This is a genomic window from Variovorax sp. J31P207, assembly GCF_030316965.1.
GTDB classification, from domain to species: domain Bacteria; phylum Pseudomonadota; class Gammaproteobacteria; order Burkholderiales; family Burkholderiaceae_C; genus Variovorax; species Variovorax ginsengisoli_B.
The window spans coordinates 1,101,834-1,121,982 of the sequence record NZ_JASZYN010000002.1 but is presented as its reverse complement, the minus strand read 5'-3'; the positions used below and the strand labels follow the sequence as shown (position 1 = coordinate 1,121,982).

At 64.1% G+C, this 20,149-nt stretch carries 13 protein-coding genes and 1 pseudogene; 8 read left to right on the top strand and 6 right to left on the bottom strand.

Annotation, left to right across the window (positions count from 1 at the left end):
• Positions 1–65: 65 nt before the first annotated feature.
• Positions 66–2,069, bottom strand: a complete 2,004-nt coding sequence (locus tag QTI68_RS10970; protein WP_286521502.1) for a ParB/RepB/Spo0J family partition protein — start codon at positions 2,067–2,069, stop codon at positions 66–68.
• A gap of 582 nt (positions 2,070–2,651) precedes the next feature.
• On the opposite strand from QTI68_RS10970, the gene QTI68_RS10965 reads away from it, so the two are divergent.
• Positions 2,652–2,894 (top strand): hypothetical protein, encoded by a 243-nt coding sequence (locus tag QTI68_RS10965; RefSeq protein WP_286521501.1) that lies wholly within the window; start codon positions 2,652–2,654, stop codon positions 2,892–2,894.
• A gap of 355 nt (positions 2,895–3,249) precedes the next feature.
• Here the strand turns inward: QTI68_RS10965 and QTI68_RS10960 are convergent, their stop codons facing one another.
• From QTI68_RS10960 to QTI68_RS10940, 5 genes are all read right to left on the bottom strand, one after another.
• Positions 3,250–5,448, bottom strand: a complete 2,199-nt coding sequence (locus tag QTI68_RS10960; protein ID WP_286521499.1) for a hypothetical protein — start codon at positions 5,446–5,448, stop codon at positions 3,250–3,252.
• The gene (locus QTI68_RS10955) at positions 5,411–5,689 is read right to left on the bottom strand and encodes an ATP-binding protein (protein ID WP_286521498.1); all 279 of its coding nucleotides are present in this window, start codon (positions 5,687–5,689) and stop codon (positions 5,411–5,413) included. Before QTI68_RS10955 ends, QTI68_RS10960 begins: the two co-directional genes overlap by 38 nt.
• A gap of 3 nt (positions 5,690–5,692) precedes the next feature.
• Entirely contained in the window at positions 5,693–6,283 is a 591-nt protein-coding gene (locus tag QTI68_RS10950; protein WP_286521588.1) for an RES family NAD+ phosphorylase, read from the bottom strand.
• 11 nt (positions 6,284–6,294) lie between these two features.
• Entirely contained in the window at positions 6,295–7,086 is a 792-nt protein-coding gene (locus tag QTI68_RS10945) for an antitoxin Xre/MbcA/ParS toxin-binding domain-containing protein (RefSeq protein WP_286521497.1), read from the bottom strand.
• A 225-nt stretch (positions 7,087–7,311) separates the two neighbouring features.
• Complete coding sequence (locus QTI68_RS10940) at positions 7,312–8,634, bottom strand: replication initiation protein (protein WP_286521496.1); 1,323 nt, start codon at positions 8,632–8,634, stop codon at positions 7,312–7,314.
• Positions 8,635–9,103: 469 nt separating this feature from the next.
• Between QTI68_RS10940 and QTI68_RS10935 the strand changes: the two genes are divergently transcribed.
• From QTI68_RS10935 to QTI68_RS10905, 7 genes and pseudogenes are all read left to right on the top strand, one after another.
• Positions 9,104–10,423, top strand: a complete 1,320-nt coding sequence (locus QTI68_RS10935) for an AAA family ATPase (RefSeq protein ID WP_286521495.1) — start codon at positions 9,104–9,106, stop codon at positions 10,421–10,423.
• A 176-nt stretch (positions 10,424–10,599) separates the two neighbouring features.
• On the top strand, positions 10,600–11,682 hold the full coding sequence (locus QTI68_RS10930; RefSeq protein WP_286521493.1) for a ParB/RepB/Spo0J family partition protein: 1,083 nt from the start codon (positions 10,600–10,602) through the stop codon (positions 11,680–11,682).
• Between the two features lie 835 nt (positions 11,683–12,517).
• On the top strand, positions 12,518–12,805 hold the full coding sequence (locus QTI68_RS10925; RefSeq protein WP_286521492.1) for a FitA-like ribbon-helix-helix domain-containing protein: 288 nt from the start codon (positions 12,518–12,520) through the stop codon (positions 12,803–12,805).
• The gene (locus tag QTI68_RS10920; protein WP_286521490.1) at positions 12,802–13,215 is read left to right on the top strand and encodes a type II toxin-antitoxin system VapC family toxin; all 414 of its coding nucleotides are present in this window, start codon (positions 12,802–12,804) and stop codon (positions 13,213–13,215) included. Before QTI68_RS10925 ends, QTI68_RS10920 begins: the two co-directional genes overlap by 4 nt.
• A 520-nt stretch (positions 13,216–13,735) precedes the next feature.
• Positions 13,736–15,697, top strand: a complete 1,962-nt coding sequence (locus tag QTI68_RS10915) for a site-specific integrase (protein WP_286521489.1) — start codon at positions 13,736–13,738, stop codon at positions 15,695–15,697.
• Positions 15,698–16,179: 482 nt separating this feature from the next.
• Positions 16,180–18,852 carry a pyruvate dehydrogenase (acetyl-transferring), homodimeric type gene (gene aceE, locus QTI68_RS10910; RefSeq protein WP_286521488.1) on the top strand — a complete coding sequence of 891 codons (2,673 nt, stop codon included), beginning with the start codon at positions 16,180–16,182 and terminating at the stop codon, positions 18,850–18,852.
• Positions 18,770–20,140, top strand: a pseudogene (locus tag QTI68_RS10905) (dihydrolipoyllysine-residue acetyltransferase); the annotation flags it as partial. The gene aceE and the pseudogene QTI68_RS10905, both read left to right, overlap by 83 nt.
• Between the last annotated feature and the right edge of the window lie 9 nt (positions 20,141–20,149).

The window sequence follows — 20,149 nt, the reverse complement described above, 5'->3', positions numbered from 1 at the left end:
AACGGTGGCTCTCGCGAAGCCGCGAGCTGAAAGGAGCCGGGACGCGCTACCGTCCCGGCGCCATATCACTGCGCGGCTTGCGCAGGCTTGGCCCTGAGCGGCGTCGGCAGCCAGCGCGTGCCCTCCAACTTGGCGGCGCAGTAGGTGACCGCCTCCCCCTTCTTCATGCCAGCGACCGGCTTGGCGACATCGGCACCGCAGGCCTCCGTCACTGCCTCGATCAGCTGCGCCTTCGAGACACTCTCCAGGTACTTGGCCGGCGTCGGCGCCCACCAGTCGGCCATGTCGATGCCCAAGGCCTCGGCGAGCGCATCGGAATCGTCGTAGCCGCTACGCTCCCGGCCATGCATTGCGTCCAACGCGCTGGCCGAGCAGAACGCGAGCAATTCCAGCAGCGTGGCGTCGTCCTGCTTGATGAACCATCCCAACGTCGAGGCTGCGCCATCGCCACCTGGCAAGCGATCGCCCCATCGGGACTGCGCCTGGTCGATCACGCTGGCGGCCTGCGATTCCCCGTATTCGGTGGCACGCGTGCTCAGATGCGTGTTGGACGTCAGCTGAGCGCTGACCTTCAGCGGGCTGGAGGAATGGAAATAGCCATTGGCGAAGATCGGACCTGCCAGCTTGTGAACCACCAGCGCCAAGGCCACGTGGGCGTTTTCCGTCAACGCGGCTTGGAGCGCTGCCGTGCGATGGGCGGTCAGGTCGTGCACCAATCGTTCGGAGAATTCCGCGCGCTCGCCCTTCGCCGGCGTGTGACCTTGCAGGTGCGCCGGCACCGGCTTGCCTGCCTTCTTCAACTCGGCCACGACCGCCTTCTTGTCCTGCGCCCGCATCAGGCCACGCGTGACTTCGATACGGCCGTCATGGGACATCGTGACGATGACACCGCAGGAAGCCAGCTGCTTGGCACTCCACTCGGCCAGCGAGGCGTGCAGCAGCGAGATGCTCTCGCGAATCTGCTCGGCGTCGGCCTCGGCCTGTTCGATTCGGGCCGCGAGTGCCTCCCCTTCCTCGCTGTCGTCCTCGACGGCGTCCCATTCAAAGTTCAAGGCAGCGATCGCCGCGCGTGCTTCCTCGGCCAGGGCCTTCCAGACCTCCATCCCCTGCGCCTGCTCGTCGGTCATCTTGCGTGCCTTGGGCCGCCCGCGATCAAAGCTGTTCATCGTCGCGTAGTCCACACGAAGGTGGGCCTCGACCCAGGACCAACCGGCCGCGCGCTCTACCTCCGCCGCCCCTTCCAGACGATCCATTGCCAGCTTGTGGACCAAAGCACCGTCCTGCAACCAGCATTCATCGGTCGACACGGAGAACAGGTCGCGGCGGACGATCCCGCCTGCCGCCTCGTAGGCCGCGATTCCGACGAACTTGGCGAGCGCGCTGTCCCCTTGAACCTCGTCGTCGTTCACAAGGGCTTGCCGGAGCATGTACGCCGAGCGGTTGTACTCGTGCAACGAATCCCACGCGGCGATCTGCTGCGCATGGTCGTCCACCAGGCACAAGACTTTCAACTGATCCATGTCCGCCTTGCCGTCGCGGAACAACTGGATGAAACGCGGTGCGAGGTTCGCGAGCTTCATCCGCCGCTGCACCGTCAGCACCGACACGCCGAACTGACCTGCCACCTGTTGCTCGGTACGCCCCTCAGCGATCAGCCGTGCGAAGGCTTCGAACTCGTCGGCGGGATGCATGTTCAACCGGCCCGAGTTCTCTGCCATTGAGATCGCCACCGCGCGTGCCGATCCGTAGAGCCTGCAATCGATCGGCTGGTCCTCGGCAAAGAATCCGTCCACCACGAGCCATTGGCATGCGGCGAGCCGTCGACCTCCCGCCTCGACTGCGAAGCGATCCTCGCCTGCGTCAGTGACAGACAGGCGCTGCAGCAGACCTTGCGATTTGATGAGGGCCGCAAGTTCCGGGATGCCCTGGTCGCTGCGTTGCTTGCGCACGTTTGCAGGCGAGAGGAAAAGAGCGTTCAGCGGGATGGCCACATCGCGGCCTGGAGCCGGTGCGGAAGTCGCTTCATGGATGTCTGCGGGTGCGTCCACGGTCATTGCAATATTGGTCATGTGAAATTCCTTTCGGTGTGTTTAAAAAGCTACCGGGTCCCTAGATTCCGAGCCCATCGGTTGATGGGTTCGAGGGCGAGTGGCTGGCTCCCGGATCTCGCCGCCGTTTCCCTGAGTTCGTCGCCCGGGGAACGGAGCGGCGGATCGGACAGGGGAGCAAGGGGGAAGCCTTCGTAACGCGCAAGCGTTATGAACACCCCCTTGCAGGGCGCAAGCCCGATCGCCTGGCCGAGCGGACGCACAGTCCCCGGAAGAAGCGACGAACCCAGGGAAACGGAGAGCACGGCAGAACCGCCACGCGCCCTCGGAGCCGGCGCGCGCCGAGCGCCTATGCGGCCCTGGGCCGCCTGGTCAGCAGAGCGAAGCGGCGCAGCGCAACCGAAGGGCGCAGCGCCAAAGGCGCGGAGGCGTCAAGGATGGACGCCCGAAGGGGCGAGACCTCTGGGCTCGATGCGAAGCACGACAGCCCGGTCCCGGAACGGGAGACGCCATGGCCCCCCGCTCGACCAGCGATGGATGAGCCCTCGGGGCGGCGATATGCTCGGCGCTGCGTCTGCAAACCAACCTGCAGCGAATATGGGCATGGGATTTCTTGCAAAGGTAGACCGCGACGAAGGCGAACCCACTTCACCGGAGCCTGCGACGCGAGATCCGCTAGAGCTCCTGGCGCGGGAAGCTGTGCGCGTTGGACTCATTCGCGAGGGCGACAAGCCCGATCAGATGCTCGTGGACTTCTGGATGTCAGCCATCGATGCCGGAGCCGCGGTCGCGGACCGCTTCCTAAACCCAGAGCACGACGAGCACACCATTGGCGACGACATCTAAGTGCACCTGCACGAGTAGCGGTCGAAAGAGCGGTGCCAATAGCCGATCGCGCAGCGCGCAGCGCGCAGCAGCGATCAGGCGCAGCCTGTTCGCGGACCCCAGAGGGCGCCAAGCGCAGCGCGGCGGGAGAGGGCTGGCCAGCCTTCTCCCTGGAGGGCAACCGAAGGGCGCAGCGCCATCAGGCGCGGAGGCGTCAGCCGACCGAAGAGAGGGAACGATGGAAGCCCAAACAGGGAGAGACGAAAGGGAAAGCTCCGCCCTCCCCTGCTCTCTTCGCCACAGACGGCCCTACGTCGCACACCCCCCGCGAGCGCACCAACAGTCGAGTCCCGTCACGCTCGCTTCAGCGCGGCACTCAGACCCCCGCCCAAACCGCCGCGCTCGTGATCACCTCGCAAAACCGCGGCCCGGAAAATCCGTCTGGATAGAGGGTCTCCATGGGAGGAACCGAGTCGGTGCGACCTTGAGCACCGAAGAGGCGTTCCGGGTCGTGGGTCAGCTCGACATCGTCACGCAAGGCGATCAGGATTTCTTCCAGCGAGACCTTCAGACATCCTGAGAAGAACTGATGGTCGCATTCGATAGAGGTGTCGACGATCCAGCCGTGAATTCCACGCGGGACCGAGGAAGGGTGCAGCCCCAGGGCGGCGCAGAACGCTGAGTCGGTGCGAAGCGCGGACTGCACGGCGGCGACTTTGCGCAGGACCTGCCCGCCGGCCTTGCGCAATGTCGAGGTGGCGTGCGCCCAGGCGTCTCGCTGCGACATCCGGATGAAGGTCGACTTGACCTCCATCACGATGACCACGCCATCCAGGGCGCACACGACGTCCACTTCACCGGCATCACCGAAGCTTTCCCGGTCGGGCATCCAGTTCAAAGCCACTGCAAAGCCGCGCGCTTGCAGGGCCCGCGCCAGGTTCGCCTCGATCTGCTGGGTCTCAGCGCGGAACTCGCCGCGGCGCTGACCCAGGCGGCGCAGGTTGTTGATGGCCGCAGTGCTGTTGTTCTGCAGGCCCACCAGCCAGGGAAGCTGCACCAGGCAGGAACCGAGCTTGAGGTAGGGTCGCTCGAACAGTTCCGGGGCGTGGTCCTGTTCCGAGGGCGAGGCGACGCGCTTGACCAGGGAAGTCCAGTCACTGGTCCAGAAATCGAGGATTCGCGCTGCCATCAGTGCACAGCCATTGGGCGACGCCGGGGTTACGGTCCAGCCGACGATGTTGGTGATCTTGGCCGCTCGGTCGGACCAGGTCAACGGGAAGCGGTTCTGGAAGCCGGCCTGGAGTCCGTCCGCGGCCAACAGCCGCAATGCGGTGACCCAGTCGCCCGTGTCGCGAAGGTGCGAGGTGAAGACCTCGAGGAAGTCGCGCTGGAAGAACGAAGAGGTAAGCTCCAGCGCAAGCAGCGCCTGGAACAGGTCGAGGCGCTCGCCCTCTTCCGTGGTCACCTGCTCGGCCACGCCGTACACCTCGCCGAGTCGAAGCCGCGTGCGTGTTGCGCGCAGGTAGGCGAGCCGGTTAGCCTCGTGGTTTTCAGGGCGCCCGATCGTCTGCGTGGCAAGGGACGAGTCGCGGAACTCGGCCATGGCGCGATAGAACCAGTATTCGTGCAGCCGGGCGAGCTTGCGGCCGTCGCGCTCCCAAGCGAGCCGCGACGCTTGGTCGATTTGCTCGATCTCAAGCACGTTGCCTCGACGAACGAAGCGGATCGCATCGTCGAAGCAGAACGCATCCACCGAGCGCGACATGAACTCGTTGAGTTCGATCCGTGCACCGATCAGGGCCCGGAATGCCACTCGGTCGGCATGCAGCGTCGATGGTTCGATGCCGCCTCGGCGGAGCGCGGGCGCAAGGTATTTGCCAAACGACGCCTCGATCGCGGTGTCGTCGAGCGACACCTCGCGTGGGTCGACGGATCCCAGCTTCCACAGAAGAATGTCGTTGATCGCATGCCAGGCAACTTGCTCGGTCGACATGGAGCCGTCGCTGCGCTGCGGCGTCGACAGGCTCTCCGGCACGAATTCCTCGAAGGCGTGAAGGCTGGCGAGGATCAGGAGTTCGAAGGGCGTGACATGCGCCAGTTTCCTCTGCAACTCCTCTACCTCGTCGAGGCGGTCGCGGTGCGCCTGCGCGAAGATGTCGAGGACGCGGCAGAGCTCAGCGATGTCTGGCTGCGACGCCGCAATTGCATCGAGTTCCTGGCGCCTCGCCGAGGTCGGCTTCAACACCAGGCGGGAGCGACGCACGGCCACGCAGAGCGATTCCGGACACGCCAGGGCGATTCGATGGAGCAATGTCGGATTGGCGCTCTGCTCCTGGGCGAAGTACCTGGCCAGTGCGAGGACCATGATCTCCGAGCGCCACGCTGCTGCCGGCACCTCTTGCCAAGCGGCGCAGGACCAGAGATCCCGGTTGCGCTGCGCCGCGCTGACCTTGCGTCGGCCCTGCATTTTCGGTCTGCCGTCGAGATACGCGGTCGCTACATGGGTCGCGGCAGTCTGGGTCGATTCTCGAGCCGGGTCATAGGCTGCAAACAAGGCGTCGTAGAGGTTGCTCATGCGTGGGGGCGCGAACATGATGGGGCGGTGCGCCCGCAGGGAAACGGCGCGACGCGATGGTGGTGACGATTTTCTGGAGTTCCGTGCCCCCGTCTTCGCAGATGCGGTAGCGCCGAAATGACGACGCCCGCTTCTCGTTTCGGGATTCGGGTGTGGTCCCGATCAGTCGGTCGGGCTTCTTGCCAAGCAGCAAGGTGCCCGGGCTTGTCACCTCGATGCGGTCGTCGTAGATCTCGACCATCGGTCAAATGAGCGCGATCTTGAGAGCTATCGTGATCGCGTCAAACGCTTCTCGTAGCTCTGGCAACGGGGTCGGAGTCAGACCAGGAAAAAGCCGAAGATGCAGCTCGGCGCGGTCAAAGAACACGATGGCCGGACCGAGTTCAACGCCTAGGCGAGACGTGTAAACGATGCCGTCTGGCGCATCGGTGTGTTCGTAAAAGGCACGGGCGAGCGCTTGAGTCGTCGAATAGGGAGCGCCACCCATCCCATGATCCAAGCCCATCTCACGTGCTCCAGCGCCGTGAAGATCGACCAGCTTCAGTTTTAGAAGATCCGCCACGACAACGGTTAGGCTGCGGCCATCGTGCTGAGCCTGAGAGATCTCGTACTGTCCCGCGCTGGCGTTATACGTGCCATCTCGAAGCATGGTCTCGGCGTAGCAGGTTTCAAAATTGGGAGCGCAATACAGCGTTGTGAACTTGTTCTGAGGGTCGTCGTACCGATTCCCCCTCGTGGCTCGAAAGCTGGGCTCGAGGCCCTTGAATGCCGTGGAGCAAACACGAAGGAGAACTGCTTCTCTTGGGTGAGCCCAAGAGAGTTTGGGTGGCAGCACTACCGCCACCGTCAGGCCATTTCAGCGGCGTAGATGCTGGCAGCGTCTACAACGCTCTGCATGTCTCCTGCCCGAAGCAAGTCCAGCGGAATGACGCCATCGAGATTCGGATTGCTCCGGGTGAGAAAGAGGTACATCGCCCACGGATCGAAATCCTTGAAGATGTCCATCAACGCAGGCATTGCCGACGCGACGGGTCCCTCCAGTTGCCATGAGGGATACCGAACGATGCGTCCGCCGTGCGTCAGGCCAAGCAACTCTCCGCCCTTTCGACGGGTGTTGATGGTTTCCCGGGTCACTCCCAGGATTTCTGCGATGCGATCCGACGAGAGCATGTCTGCCCCCTTGAACATCCTCGTCCTGGCGGCGGCTCCAGCATCCACTGCCGCTTGATAGCCCGGAGATGGATTCAAGGCCACGGCGGGTATCTCGTGCGCTGCTATCCGCTCCTGGGCAGCTTCCGCCGCCCTGGATACCAGAACGTCGAGATCAATCTTCTGGGCAATCAGACTTTCGATGGCCTCCCGAAGGAAGCTGACTGCCCTATCGGCGCTCTTCTTGGCAACGAAAGGGGTCGCGGGCGATACATGTCCAACCCGTTCTTCAATCGCTCCGACAAACTCTCGAATCGAGTCGCGAGCGTCGAAAAGCGGGGACAACTTGGGGTCGAGCTCGAAATGTCCAACAACGTGCTCAACGCTGACAGCTCCCCACCGGACCTTACTTTCACCCGAGATCCAAGTGCGCTTCGCACCCCCGCGCTCCTCGACGAGCCCCTTCAGCAGGGGGTTGTAGTGGACCACGTACGGAGTTGTATTCGACATGAGCCGATAGTATCCCGAGGCTAGTATTCGTCAAGTTCGTCAGAAAAACCGCAGACGGACCAGCTGACCCCTGCCCTCCCCCGGGCCTGCGCCACCCGGCGGGCAGGCTCAGCGGTTCTGGATTCGCCCCACGAACCAGATCGATTGGGAGTAAGCACCAACATTACCCCTTTGGGGCTGCGGCAGCGATGCCAGCGCCTCCAATCACGCACCCGGCGCCGCGGCCACCACGAGCAACTGCGCATCCGTGGGCTTGTTCCAGTTCGGGCCGTACGCGCCGGCCGCGTAGTAGCTGACCATCTCGTGGCGCACCATGGGGTGCGTCCATCCCTTGCCCACCAATCTCTGGATGACCGCCGGATGCGCATTGCGACGAACGAGATCCTCTTGAAGTCCCTGCACCAGATCGGCCTGGCGATCGGAGGGCAGCGCCGACAGTTCAGCCGCTAGCATCTCGATGCGTTCTGCCAACCATTTCTTTTCCCATTGCGCCAACCGCTCGCTGGGGGGCACGGCCACAACCTCAGGCTCGGGGTCCGGGGCAGCCTTCTCAAGCGACTCTTCGTGGGCGGCCAGATGGCCGGGGAGCACACTCTTGAGGTATCGCAAGGGATCGCGCAAGGGTTCGGGGAACGCATTGGCGGCGCGCTTCTCGACAGCTTCGATGGCAGTGGCAACAGCGGAATCGCCAAATTCCTCGATCAGTCGCTCTATGCGCGTGTGATCGATGCCCAGGCGCTCTGCGCTGGCCAGAACGGCCACGTCCACCGGCTCCGCTGCCGTGCGCTGCTGGAGCGCCAGGACCCGTTGCGGTTTCTTGCGCACGGTGAATTGGAGATCCGACACGAACCGGCCCGACTTGAACTCGAGCATCTCGATCTCGATGTCCGCCAGTGCGTTGATTTCAGCCAGGGCGGGTCGAAGGGTGTCGCGCTTGAAGATTCGGTACTCCAGGCGCTGCAGCCGCTCGTCGTCAGGGCGGCCGAGCAGCACGGGGCGCCACCAAGCCCATGACTTTCGAGCCGTCTGGCCAACGCCGAGGTAGCGCGAACAGATCTCGTAGAGCGCGACCGCGGGATGCGAGCCCAGTTGCGAGATGACTTCGAGCGACAGCTTCGCAAAGATCTCCGGATCGAGGAGCTCGTTGCGCATGTTCACGGCGTACGACCACTCGACCCAGATCTGCCCGCGCTCCTTCACGAGACGCGCGTGGGACAGCATCCCGCAGACATCCCAGGTTTGCCACTCCCCTGCCGTCGGCGACTGCCACTCCACCAGCGTCGTGATCATCGAGCGCAGGTGCGTCTTGATGATCTTCATGTCCCCGCTGTTGTAGTCGAGGCCCTTGACGATGTCCGTCAGGGCCGCGCGAAAGGTCTCGCGCTCCAGGCCCTGGTTCTGCGCTATATGGAGCAGGACGTTCCAGGTTCGGCGCCCCAATGCGGTGATCTTGCTGTTCTGCGGCACAAGCGCCAGGGAGAACACTGGCTTGAGCAAAGGAACGGCGCCGCGGGGAGGCGCGGACATGTCTCGGGGTACAGGGGTGACCATGGCCGACTGTAGCGCAGGCCGCGCTTCAGGTGAAACGCGAATTCACCTGTCGCGGCGGCGCCTTTCCACGAAAGCTTCACTGTAAAAGCTCCACTTTACTGGCACAGAGGAGTAGCCAAGGGCGCCTGGAGGTCACTGAAAAAGCTCCATCTCGAGGCCTTCACAGTGAGCGATCGGCTGATATCGAGAGCGAACGGAGCGAAAACCTGGGGCAACCGTATCCCCTCCGCCCTGGGCCTGTAGAGGCTCCGGATGCCACCGTATCCACTCTGGTGTCAACCGAAAAGACTCCATTTCTCACCGAAAATTCTCCGAAAATCAACCTAAGTAATTGATTTCATTGAAGAAAATCAACCCAAAGTATTGAAGGAGTTCAAGGAGTTGGACTTCAAAAAATACCTGACGGGTTCTTTCTGGAGCTTTTTCAGGAGAGAGCACCTGAGACTTGGACGAAACTTCGACTGTTTGCGCAAATCACGTCCAACACGCACAATCCGCGCATCAGTCACTAACTCGTTCAATGATGGAAATCAGACCTCAGATTACCCTGGCTGGCGTGCATCAGCAGGCAGCAGATGCGGCGGCCATGTTGTCGAGCATCCGCTCAGCCATGTTGGCGCCAATGGTTCGCAAGGCTGCGCCGTCGTTCAGCGCAGACCAGGTCGCTACCCTATGCGAAGCTTCGTCGCGGGGGTCGTTCGCTCACCGCGTTGCCAGTCGCAAGGATATGCCGTCGGGAACCCTCGTGTCCAATGGACGCAAGCGGATCTTCACCTTGGCCGAGACCCGCCAATGGGTTCGGGACTACCGCAAGGACATGCTGAGGCCCGAGGGCGCGGAGGCAATCACGATCTCCATCGCCAATTTCAAAGGCGGCACGACGAAGACCACGACCGCCATGACTCTGGCTCAGGGCCTCACATTGATGGGCCACAAAGTGTTGGTCATCGACACGGATCCCCAGGCCTCCCTGACCACCCTCTTCGGCATCCTGCCCGATGTGGAGATCAATGCCCAGGACACCATCATGTCCCTGGCGGACGGCTCCTCGACCACAGTCCGCCCAATGATCCGCTCGACATATTGGGACGGTCTCGACCTGGTCCCCGCGGCGAGTTCGTTGTTCGATGCGGAATTCATGCTTCCCTCCCGCCAGGGGAAGGAAGGTCTGTCGGGATTCGAGTTCTACAAGGTGCTGGATCTGGGGATCGACGATGTGCGCGCGGACTACGACGTGATCATCATCGACAGCCCCCCTGCCCTGTCCTATCTGACGATCAACGCGTTGATGGCAGCGAATGGAATCATCATGCCGTTGCCGCCGGAGACCCTGGACTTTGCCTCGTCGACCCAGTTCTGGTCCTTGTTCTCTGATTTGACGGAGACGATGCTGGAAGGTCGCGGACAGACCAAGAGCTTCGATTTCATCAACATCCTGCTGTCGCGGGTACCGCCGAAGGCCGGCCGCGGTGCATCGACGACTGCTGACGCGGTCCGCGAGTGGATTGGTGCCACCTACAAGGAAAAAGTGCTTCCGTTGGAGATCCCCCGGACCTCGATCGCGTCCCAGAAGTCGTCGGGCTTCGGAACCGTGTACGACAGCGAGGCGGGCGATGCCAAGGACAAGACTTACAAGCGCGCTCGGGATGCGTACGACCTATTTGTGCAGCACATCGAGGTTTCGGTCCGCAATGCGTGGGCGAGGCAACTGCCTCCGCCGGCAGGGGGGTTGTACGGTACAACCCCCCTGCGAATGGAGGCTTGATGATGCAAGTTTGGCGATCTGAATCGCCTGGAGACGGGGGGGTTGTACCGTACAACCCCCTGATCACGGTGAGCTGTGATCTGTCGTTCAACGGAACACCACGACCGCGCTTCGCACAGGCACGCGTAGTGACAAGAGCGCAGGCAGCGCCCCATGGAACCGAATAGGAACAAGCAATGGCAAACAAAGACTTGGTGAAGCGAGCGTTCAGCGTGACCCTCAATCTGCCGACAGCGCAGCGGGCCGACGCGGCGGATGCGGCAGAAGAAAGCCCAGCGACCACGAAACTGGTGGAGCCGGCGCTCCCACCTTCCACCCCGGTGCTGGCGGCACCGTCGGCGGCACCCAAGACGGGGCCGGGCTCCATGCTCGCGTTCATGACCGAGCAATCGGAGGTCCACCGGGAGGTGGTCCGCCTGCGCGAGCGGCTCACCGAATTCGACGGCGCTCAAGCGATGCGTAAGCTCGATCCAAAACTGATCACGGCATCCAAGTGGGCCAACCGCGACGCGTCGCATTTCCAGACGGAGGCGTTCACACGTCTCAAAGAGGAGATCGCCAGTGCCGGCGGCAATGTGCAGCCGATCAAGGTGCGAGCCATCGAGGGGGCTCGTCCAGGATCGCCACAGTTCGAAGTCGTGTTCGGTCATCGTCGGCACCGGGCCTGCCTCGAATTGGGCATCCCGGTGCAAGCCTTGATCGAGTCGGACATGAAGGATGTCGACCTGTTTGTCGAAATGGAGCGGGAGAACCGTGAGCGCGAAGACCTCTCGGCATGGGAGCAAGGCGTGATGTACATGCGAGCGCTGGAGCAGGGGCTTTTTCCATCGGCCAAGCAACTCGCCGCAGCCATCGATCGCGACCTGGGCAACATCGGCAAGGCCATGGCCTTGGCCAAATTGCCAAGCCAGGTCGTGCGCGCGTTTGGCTCTCCTCTGAATCTCCAGTTCAGGTGGGCGACGGCGCTCAAGGATGCTCACCAGCGTGATCCGGAAGGGTTGCTAGCCGCTGCGCGTGAACTGGCTGCGAAGGTGCCGCCTCCCGCGCCTGCGGAGGTGTTTGCCGCGCTTACGGGGAAGGGGAGCCGCGCGAACGAGTCCGCGTCGACTGAATGGAAGGACGACGACGGCAAGCGAATCGCGATGTTGGCGATCGATCGAAAGGGCAGGGCGACCGTGTCGTTCGACCAACCCATGGATGAGGGCCAGCGTCGGAAGCTCGCGAAGGCAGTTGACGCATTCCTGGGACGCAAGGCATAAGGAAATCGCCGAAGCGCCTGACTTCTGCGTCGGGTCAAGAACTCGCTGCATGCGGTCGGGCCGCACCCAGCATGCGCGGCAAAGGGCCTGGGGTAGCGCCTGGTATCCACAGTGCCGAACCCAGGACGCGTATCGACCGCTCAGGGTTCCGCGCCAAGAGGTTGGCCGAGACGAAGGAATCGGATCCTCGATGCCTGGATGACGGAGAAACGCCCGCCCGGTAGGGGGTTGTACGGTACAACCCCCACCCATGATGGGGGAGGGAGGTGATCAGTTTTATCGCTGATTCCGGCAGTGGCGAACCAGGTGTACGTCGGCGGAAGGACCCTTCCAGCTCCCTCTTGCCCATCTCCGGCCGCTCCCCGTGAATGCTCGGTACGACCGATTCGACCGGGGTGGCTACTGGGTCGGCTCCCTCTTGGGAGGGGGGTTGTACGGTACGACCCCTGGGCCGGCGCCCGACCCAGCGCGGTTCGTTGGCCTAGCAGGGCCATCCAGCCACACTGGTTCCCCGTGAACGCCCCAGCAAGCCGATCCACCAGGGGTGTTTTCGGCCGCCACCTTCGGCCTCCCTCGTGAATGCCAGGCATGGGTCGACCGACCGGGGGTGGAAGGGGTTGTACGGTACAACCCCCTCGACAAGATCTCCTCTAAGTCGGAGAACGACGACGAACCGTCGGCTGAATCCGGTGCCGTTTTCGACGGCGAACTCAAGGACAGCATGCGCCGGCTTCAGTGTTTGACGGTGAAACACCCCCGAAGTGTCGGCGGCGCGGCCTTGCAATACCCATTCGACGTGCGCACAATTGCTATCAAATCTAATGAGTGCTAGCAAATGCCCACAATCACTATTCGCGATTTCCCCGAAGAGGCCCATGCGGCCCTCAAGGTGATGGCGGCGGACGCTCAGAGGGGCGGTCGCCGCAGCGTGGAAGGCTTCGCGCGTACCTTGCTGGTGGAAGCAGCTCGCAGAAGGGGGCCCGGACTGGGTAGCCAGCTCCTGTCCATTGGTCGTCAGTTTCATACTGGTATTGACGCCGCGCACGAGTGCATAGCGAACGAGGACATTGACGCCCTGTTCAAGCGGTCGCCTGAGCACGGCGAACCGGCGTCCTTGGAATGATCCTGCTTGACACGAACGTCCTGTCAGAACCCCTGAAGCCGGAACCTGCGGCTGCCGTGATCGCTTGGTTGAACGACCAGGCCGTCGACCAGTTGTGCATCAGCGCGGTCACTGTCATGGAGATGCTGGACGGTGCAGCCCGTCTTGACGTCGACGCCAGGAGGTTGCGTCTCGAAGAAGCCATCAACAGCCTGATTGCGCGATTCAGGTGCTTGCCATTCGACGAGTTCGCCGCTCGGTCCTATGCGCCAATGGCGGAAAGGGCGCGTCGGGCAGGGCATGCCATTTCAACGCGCGATGCCCAGATTGCGGCCGTCGCGCACGCCAACGGCATTGAGACGGTGGCGACGCGCGACACCAGGCCGTTCACGGCCATGGGTCTGCAAGTGCTCGATCCGTGGCGTGTGTAGCTCGCCGAGCGTCGGCGGGTTACCTGGTGAGTGCTGGCGAGGCGCACGGCGCGCACCCGGAAAACTCCAGCAATATCAACAAGTTGGAAAGATCTTCTCCTAAATCCTCGTGGAGAGCATCGAAAAATCGCATTGATGATAATTAGTTTTATCATGATCGCTGCAGCAGTCTGTCGCACATGGGGTTCCCGGAGAAGGGCGGCCGCGTCGCCCGACTCATCTTTGAAATGTCCAACTTTTAATCGGCAACCGTGATGGCTAAGAGAGCGCTTCCAACCGCTGCAGACCTCGGTCACCTTGAGGATGAGGAACTCGAGCGCCTGGCAGTCTCGTGGCGTGCCCAGGCCTTGCGGGGCGATGGAGATGCCAAGGGGGTCGCCCATGCGCTGGAGGTCGAGCTCCGCCGGCGCTTGCGCGCAAGCCGGCTCGCGCCGCTGCCGCCGGAACCCCTGGCGCCCCCACCCCCTTGGTGGAACTTCTGGGCGCCCCGCCGGCCTGAGGCCAACTGAAGGCGCGCCCGTTGAAAAAGTCTCCCACGCCCCGAAAGCTCCACAGCGGCCATTTCGCCTTCATGCGGGCCCTGGCCCAGGGCCTCGATGAGCGCGCGAGTTGGGATCGGTACCTCAGATCAGAAAGCGAGCATTCGGACCTGCGGACCGTGCGCCGGACGATCGCCTGGATCCGCGACGAGTTTGCCGCCGCCGCCAAGCGTGAGAACAAGCCGGGCACCGCCCGGCTGATCCTGCTGGACCCCGAACGCTTCACGGCGGCGCCCAAGCAGCCGACCGTGGCCGAGTTCGCGCTCGCGCAGGGCATGGAAGAGTTCTCGGAAGCCGAACAGCTCGAGGCCTATGAAGACGCCTACCCGCCCCGCGCCAGGAAAGGCGGGGGCGCAAGCGAACCCGGGGGAGGGCAGGGCGCCTTGTCGGCGACGCGCCGGGGCCGTGTCATCGAGCGGCAGTTGGAAGCGCTGCGGTGGCTCCAAGGTCTCGTCGCGCAGGATCCACGGCCGGGAGATCGTGTCAGCGCTTGGTTGAATCCGCTCGTCGCCGCGCGACTCGAGCGGGCCGGTTTGTCGACGCTGTTCGACCTGGTGGAACGCATCAATGGCACCGGTGCGCGCTGGTGGGTTCAAGTCCCTGGCGTGGGCGAACTCAAGGCGGCTCGCATCGTCGAATGGCTTCACGCCCACGAAGCGGTTCTGGGTCTGAGGGTCGGCACGCACGCGGCGCAGCGGCGCTCGGAATTGACCCTGGATTCCTTGACCAAAGTGATGCCGGCGGCGACGGCCCTTCGACCGTTCGAGAAATTCCTGGTGCCGGCAGAACTCGATGGCAGAGCAGGAAGGTACCGTGCCCCCGTCGACAAATGCCTTCTCGTGGCCCGCGACGACTACGCGGCGATCGGCGCCTGGTTGGCGTCCAAGGGAAAAGGGGCTGAGGATGGCGAACCGTCGGCAACGCAGCGCGCCTATCGCAAAGAGGCTGAGCGGCTCCTGTTGTGGGCGGTGCTGGAGAGGAACAAAGCGCTGTCGTCGTTGGGGGTGGAGGACATCGCCGTGTTTGAGCGATTCATTGCCCATGCGCCGGCGGCCTGGTGCGGGCCCCGGCACCGCCAGCGCTGGTCGCCGCTGTGGCGACCATTTGAAGGTCCGCTGTCACCGGCGGCAATTCGGCATTCGCTCGGCATCCTGAGAAGCCTGTTTACCTTCTGGATGAGCCAGGGCTACGTGACGGGGAACCCGTTCACGGCGGTAGCGCTGCCGAACCTGCCGCAGCGACCTCTGGGGTCTAGCCGAAGCTTGACCTTCGCCCAGTGGGACCTCATCGATGCGCTGGTGGAAGACCATGTCGACACGGAGCCTCGCCGTCGACTGCGCCGGGGCATGCGCTGGCTGTACGCGACCGGGCTGCGCTTGGCCGAGATCACTCGTGTGAAGTGCGAGGACCTCCAGCAGGTCGAGTACCGGACGACCGGCGGATCAATGGCGACCGATTGGATGCTGGCGGTGGCGGGGAAGGGCGGGCGAAGCCGCGAGGTTCCGGTGCCGCATGAACTGGTCGACGAACTGGGTGACGAGCTGGTGCGTCACGGGTTCGAGCGTAAGGTCAGTGCACCGGGCAATCGGAACGTCCCTGTGTTGGCCCGCTTCGACGACGAATTGGCTCGACCCACCGCGTGGTCGGCTTCGGGGCTCTACCAGGCGATCAAGGCATTTCTGGCGCAGGCGGCCGACACCGTCGAAGGGGATGACGGCGAGCGGCTCCGAAAGGCCAGCACGCATTGGCTTCGACACAGCCATGCTTCTCATGCGCTGCAGGGCAGGGGAGGGCAGCACCCGGTCCCGATCCAGGTGGTGCAGAACAACCTAGGGCATGCGTCCGTCGGGACGACATCTCTTTACCTGACGACGGAACGCGACGAGGGGCTGCGGGCCATGCGGGGGTTTTGGCGCTCGCGGACGGCGGATTCGCATCAATGAGACTTGCGAAATCTTGCTTTCTCAGCGAGCGTCAGAATTTGGGCATGCCATCGCAGCACCATGCGTACGAACGGACGTCGGCATAAAAGTAGCAAGCGATAGACCGTGTCCTGTCATTCAAGGGGCCGGGTCAGCTCACTTGATGACTCGCGCAGCCGAAAAAACTTGCGTCACCTGTCGGTTTGAGAGTACTCGGATCGTCGTAGGTATATCCGCCTAGATGCGAACCGCTCTGGCCGCTTTGCCCAGCGTCAGTCACTTAGGGTTTGCACTCGGTCGCTCGTCCGGTGATTCGGACGACGCCTCGATCTCCCATCCGGATCGGCGTCAGAGCATCCTGCCTTCCGAAGCATCAAGCATCGTGAAATCAATGACTTAGCGCGCTTTGGCGCCCGTGCCGCGCGTGGCACATCGATTGCTCTGTACCAAGGCCGACCGCGTCGCCCGATGCGGACCCTGGCCATGACACAGGAGACAAACCGATGAGCACCATGGGTGACCTTGACCCCACGGAAACCGGCGAGTGGATCGACGCGCTCGGCGCGGTTCAGCAACACCGCGGTAGCGAGCGAGCGAATTTTCTGCTGAATCGCCTCGTCGACGAGGGCCGCCGCGAGGGCGTGTACGTGCCCCGCTCGCTGAACACGGCCTACAAGAACACGATCCCGCCCGAGAAGGAAGACAAGTCGCCCGGCAACCGCGAGATCGAGCACCGCCTGCGCTCGATCATCCGCTGGAACGCGATGGCGATCATCTTGCGCGCCAACAAGGACTCGTCCGAACTCGGCGGCCACATCGCGAGCTTCCAGTCGGCGGCCACGCTCTACGACATCGGCTTCGGCCACTTCTGGCACGCCGCCACCGATACGCACGGCGGCGACCTGCTGTTCATCCAGGGCCACAGCTCGCCGGGCATCTACGCGCGCGCCTTCCTCGAAGGCCGCCTGAGCGAGCAGCAGCTGCTCAACTACCGCCAGGAGTCCGAGGGCAAGGGCATTCCGTCGTACCCGCACCCCTGGCTGATGCCCGACTTCTGGCAGTTCCCCACCGTGTCGATGGGGCTCGGCCCGCTGATGGCGATCTACCAGGCGCGCTTCCTCAAGTACCTGCACGGCCGCGGCCTTGCCGACACCGCGCCGCGCAAGGTCTGGGCCTTCATGGGCGACGGCGAGATGGACGAGCCCGAATCGCTCGGCGCCATCTCGCTGGCGGGCCGCGAGAGCCTGGACAACCTCGTGTTCGTCATCAACTGCAACCTGCAGCGCCTGGACGGCCCGGTGCGCGGCAACGGCAAGATCGTGCAGGAGCTCGAGAGCGTGTTCCGCGGCGCCGGCTGGAACGTCATCAAGGTGCTCTGGGGCAGCGGCTGGGACGCGCTGCTGGCCAGGGACAAGAGCGGCAAGCTGCTGCAGCGCATGGAAGAGTGCGTCGACGGCGAGTACCAGGACTTCAAGAGCAAGAGCGGCGCCTACGTGCGAGAGCATTTCTTCGGCAAGTACGAAGAAACCAAGGCCCTGGTCGCCGACATGAGCGACGAGCAGATCTGGGCGCTGACCCGCGGCGGCCACGACCCCGAGAAAGTGTTCGCCGCCTACGCTGCCGCCGTCAGGCACAAGGGCCAGCCCACGCTGATCCTGCCCAAGACGGTGAAGGGCTACGGCATGGGCGAATCGGGCGAGGGCCAGATGATCGCCCACCAGGCGAAGAAGATGACGCAGGACGCACTGCGCGGCTTCCGCGACCGCTTCCAGATCCCGGTGTCTGATGCAGAGCTGCCCAACGTGCCCTTCATCCAGCTCGCCGAGGACAGCCCCGAGATGAAGTACCTGCGTGAGCGCCGCGCCGCGCTCGGCGGCTACCTGCCGCAGCGCCGGCGCAAGTCGGTCGCGCTCGAGATTCCGCCGCTGGTCACCTTCGAGCGCCTGCTCAAGGACACCGGCGAGCGCGAGATCTCCACCACCATGGCCTTCGTGCAGATGCTCGGCACGCTGGTGCGCGACAAGGCCATCGGCAAGCACGTGGTGCCCATCGTGCCCGACGAGTCGCGCACCTTCGGCATGGAAGGCATGTTCCGCCAGCTGGGCATCTGGTCCTCGCTCGGCCAGCTGTACAAGCCGCAGGACGCCGACCAGCTCATGTACTACCGCGAGTCGAAGGACGGGCAGGTGCTGCAGGAAGGCATCAACGAGGGCGGCGCGATGTCCAGCTGGATCGTCGCGGCCACCTCGTACAGCACGAACAACGTGCCGATGATTCCGTTCTACATCTACTACTCGATGTTCGGCCTGCAGCGCGTGGGCGACCTGGCCTGGCTGGCCGGCGACATGCGCGCGCGCGGCTTCCTGCTCGGCGGCACCGCGGGACGCACCACGCTCAACGGCGAAGGCCTGCAGCACGAGGACGGCCACAGCCACATCCTGGCCGGCACCATTCCGAACTGCATCTCGTACGACCCGACCTTCGCCTACGAGGTGGTGGCCATCGTGCGCGACGGCATGCGCCGCATGTACGCCGAGCAGGAGGACGTGTACTACTACATCACCCTCATGAACGAGAACTACCCGCACCCCGGCATGCCCGAGGGCAGCGAGGCGGGCATCCTCAAGGGTCTCTATCAGCTCAGCGACGGCGGCAAGACGCCGAAGAAGGGCCACCGCGTGCAGCTCATGGGCAGCGGCACCATCCTGCGCGAGGTGATGTTCGCGGCCGAGTTGCTCAAGAGCGACTTCGGCATCGTCGCCGACGTGTGGAGCGCCACCAGCTACAACGAGCTGCGCCGCGACGGCATGGCCGCCGAGCGCTGGAGCCGGCTGCACCCGACCCAGCCCGCGCGCAGGAGCCATGTCGAGCAATGCCTCGACGGCCACGACGGCCCGGTCATCGCGGCCACCGACTACATGCGCAACTACGCCGATCAGGTGCGCGAGTACGTGCAGGCCGCGGGCCGGCGCTACACGGTGCTCGGCACCGACGGCTTCGGCCGCAGCGACTACCGGCGCAAGCTGCGCCGCTTCTTCGAGGTCGACCGCTGGCACGTGGTCGTAGCCGCGCTCAAGGCGCTGGCCGACGACGGCGTCATCCAGCACACCGTGGTGGCGGAGGCCATCGAGAAGTACGGGCTCCAAGCCGACCGCGCCGCCCCCTGGACCGTCTGAGGCACGACAGAACATGAGCAACGCAATCGATATCAAGGTTCCCGACATCGGCGACTTCAGCGACGTGCCGGTCATCGAGATCTTCGTGAAGGTCGGCGACACGGTGAAGGCCGAAGACCCGCTGGCCTCGCTCGAATCGGACAAGGCGACGATGGACGTGCCCGCGCCGCTCTCGGGCGTGGTGACGGCCATCGCCATCAAGATCGGCGACAAGGTCAGCGAGGGATCGGTGATCCTGTCGCTGGCGACCGGCGATGCGCCTGCGGCGACCGTAGCCACACCCGCGCCGGCCGCACCCGCGGCCGCCGAACCCGCGCAGGCCGCCGCATCCTCCGGCGGCATCGACGAGGCCGCCTTCGCGCTCGCCTACGCCGGCCCGGCGGTGCGCAAGCTGGCGCGCGAACTCGGTGTCGACCTCGGCAAGCTCAAGGGCACGGGCGACCACGGCCGCATCGTGCGCGCCGACGTCGAGGCCTTCGCGACGAGCGGTGGCGCAACCGCTGCACCGGCTGCCGGCAAGGCCACTGCGGCGCCCGGCGGTGGCGTCGGCGGCATCGACCTGCTGCCCTGGCCCAAGGTCGACTTCGCCAAGTTCGGCCCGACCGAGCGAAAGGAACTGTCGCGCATCAAGAAGATCAGCGCAGCCAACCTGCACCGCAACTGGGTCGTCATTCCGCATGTCACGACGCACGACGAGGCCGACATCACCGAGCTCGAGCCCTTCCGCGTGCAGATGAACAGGGAGCTGGAAAAGTCGGGTGTGAAGATCAGCATGCTGCCCTTCATGATGAAGGCGGCCGTGGCGGCGCTGAAGAAGTTTCCGGAGTTCAACGCGAGCCTCGACGGCGATGCGCTGGTGCTCAAGAACTACTGGCACATCGGCTTCGCGGCCGACACGCCCAACGGCCTCATGGTGCCGGTGATCCGCGACGTCGACCAGAAGACCGTGCCCGAGATCGCCAAGGAGATGGGCGAGCTCGCCAAGCTCGCGCGCGAAGGCAAGCTCAAGCCCGACCAGATGTCGGGCGGCACCTTCACCATCAGCTCGCTCGGCGGCATCGGCGGCATCTACTTCACGCCGATCATCAACGCCCCCGAGGTCGCCATCATGGGCGTCTGCAAGAGCTACTGGAAGCAGCACTCGACCGACGGCAAGACCTACGCCTCGCGCCTCACGCTGCCGCTGTCCCTGTCCTGGGACCACCGCGTGATCGACGGCGCCGCCGCCGCGCGCTTCAACGTCTATTTCGCCAACGTGCTCGCCGACCTGCGGCGCGTGCTGTTCTGAAGGAAGCTC

Bases quoted from the DNA above. Each gene is read 5' to 3' on its own strand.
- QTI68_RS10970 (WP_286521502.1), bottom strand. From the start codon at position 2,069: ATGACCAATATTGCAATGACCGTGGACGCACCCGCAGACATCCATGAA.
- QTI68_RS10965 (WP_286521501.1), top strand. From the start codon at position 2,652: ATGGGATTTCTTGCAAAGGTAGACCGCGACGAAGGCGAACCCACTTCA.
- QTI68_RS10960 (WP_286521499.1), bottom strand. From the start codon at position 5,448: ATGAGCAACCTCTACGACGCCTTGTTTGCAGCCTATGACCCGGCTCGA.
- QTI68_RS10955 (WP_286521498.1), bottom strand. From the start codon at position 5,689: ATGGTCGAGATCTACGACGACCGCATCGAGGTGACAAGCCCGGGCACC.
- QTI68_RS10940 (WP_286521496.1), bottom strand. From the start codon at position 8,634: ATGTCCGCGCCTCCCCGCGGCGCCGTTCCTTTGCTCAAGCCAGTGTTC.
- QTI68_RS10930 (WP_286521493.1), top strand. From the start codon at position 10,600: ATGGCAAACAAAGACTTGGTGAAGCGAGCGTTCAGCGTGACCCTCAAT.
- QTI68_RS10925 (WP_286521492.1), top strand. From the start codon at position 12,518: ATGCCCACAATCACTATTCGCGATTTCCCCGAAGAGGCCCATGCGGCC.
- QTI68_RS10920 (WP_286521490.1), top strand. From the start codon at position 12,802: ATGATCCTGCTTGACACGAACGTCCTGTCAGAACCCCTGAAGCCGGAA.
- aceE (WP_286521488.1), top strand. From the start codon at position 16,180: ATGAGCACCATGGGTGACCTTGACCCCACGGAAACCGGCGAGTGGATC.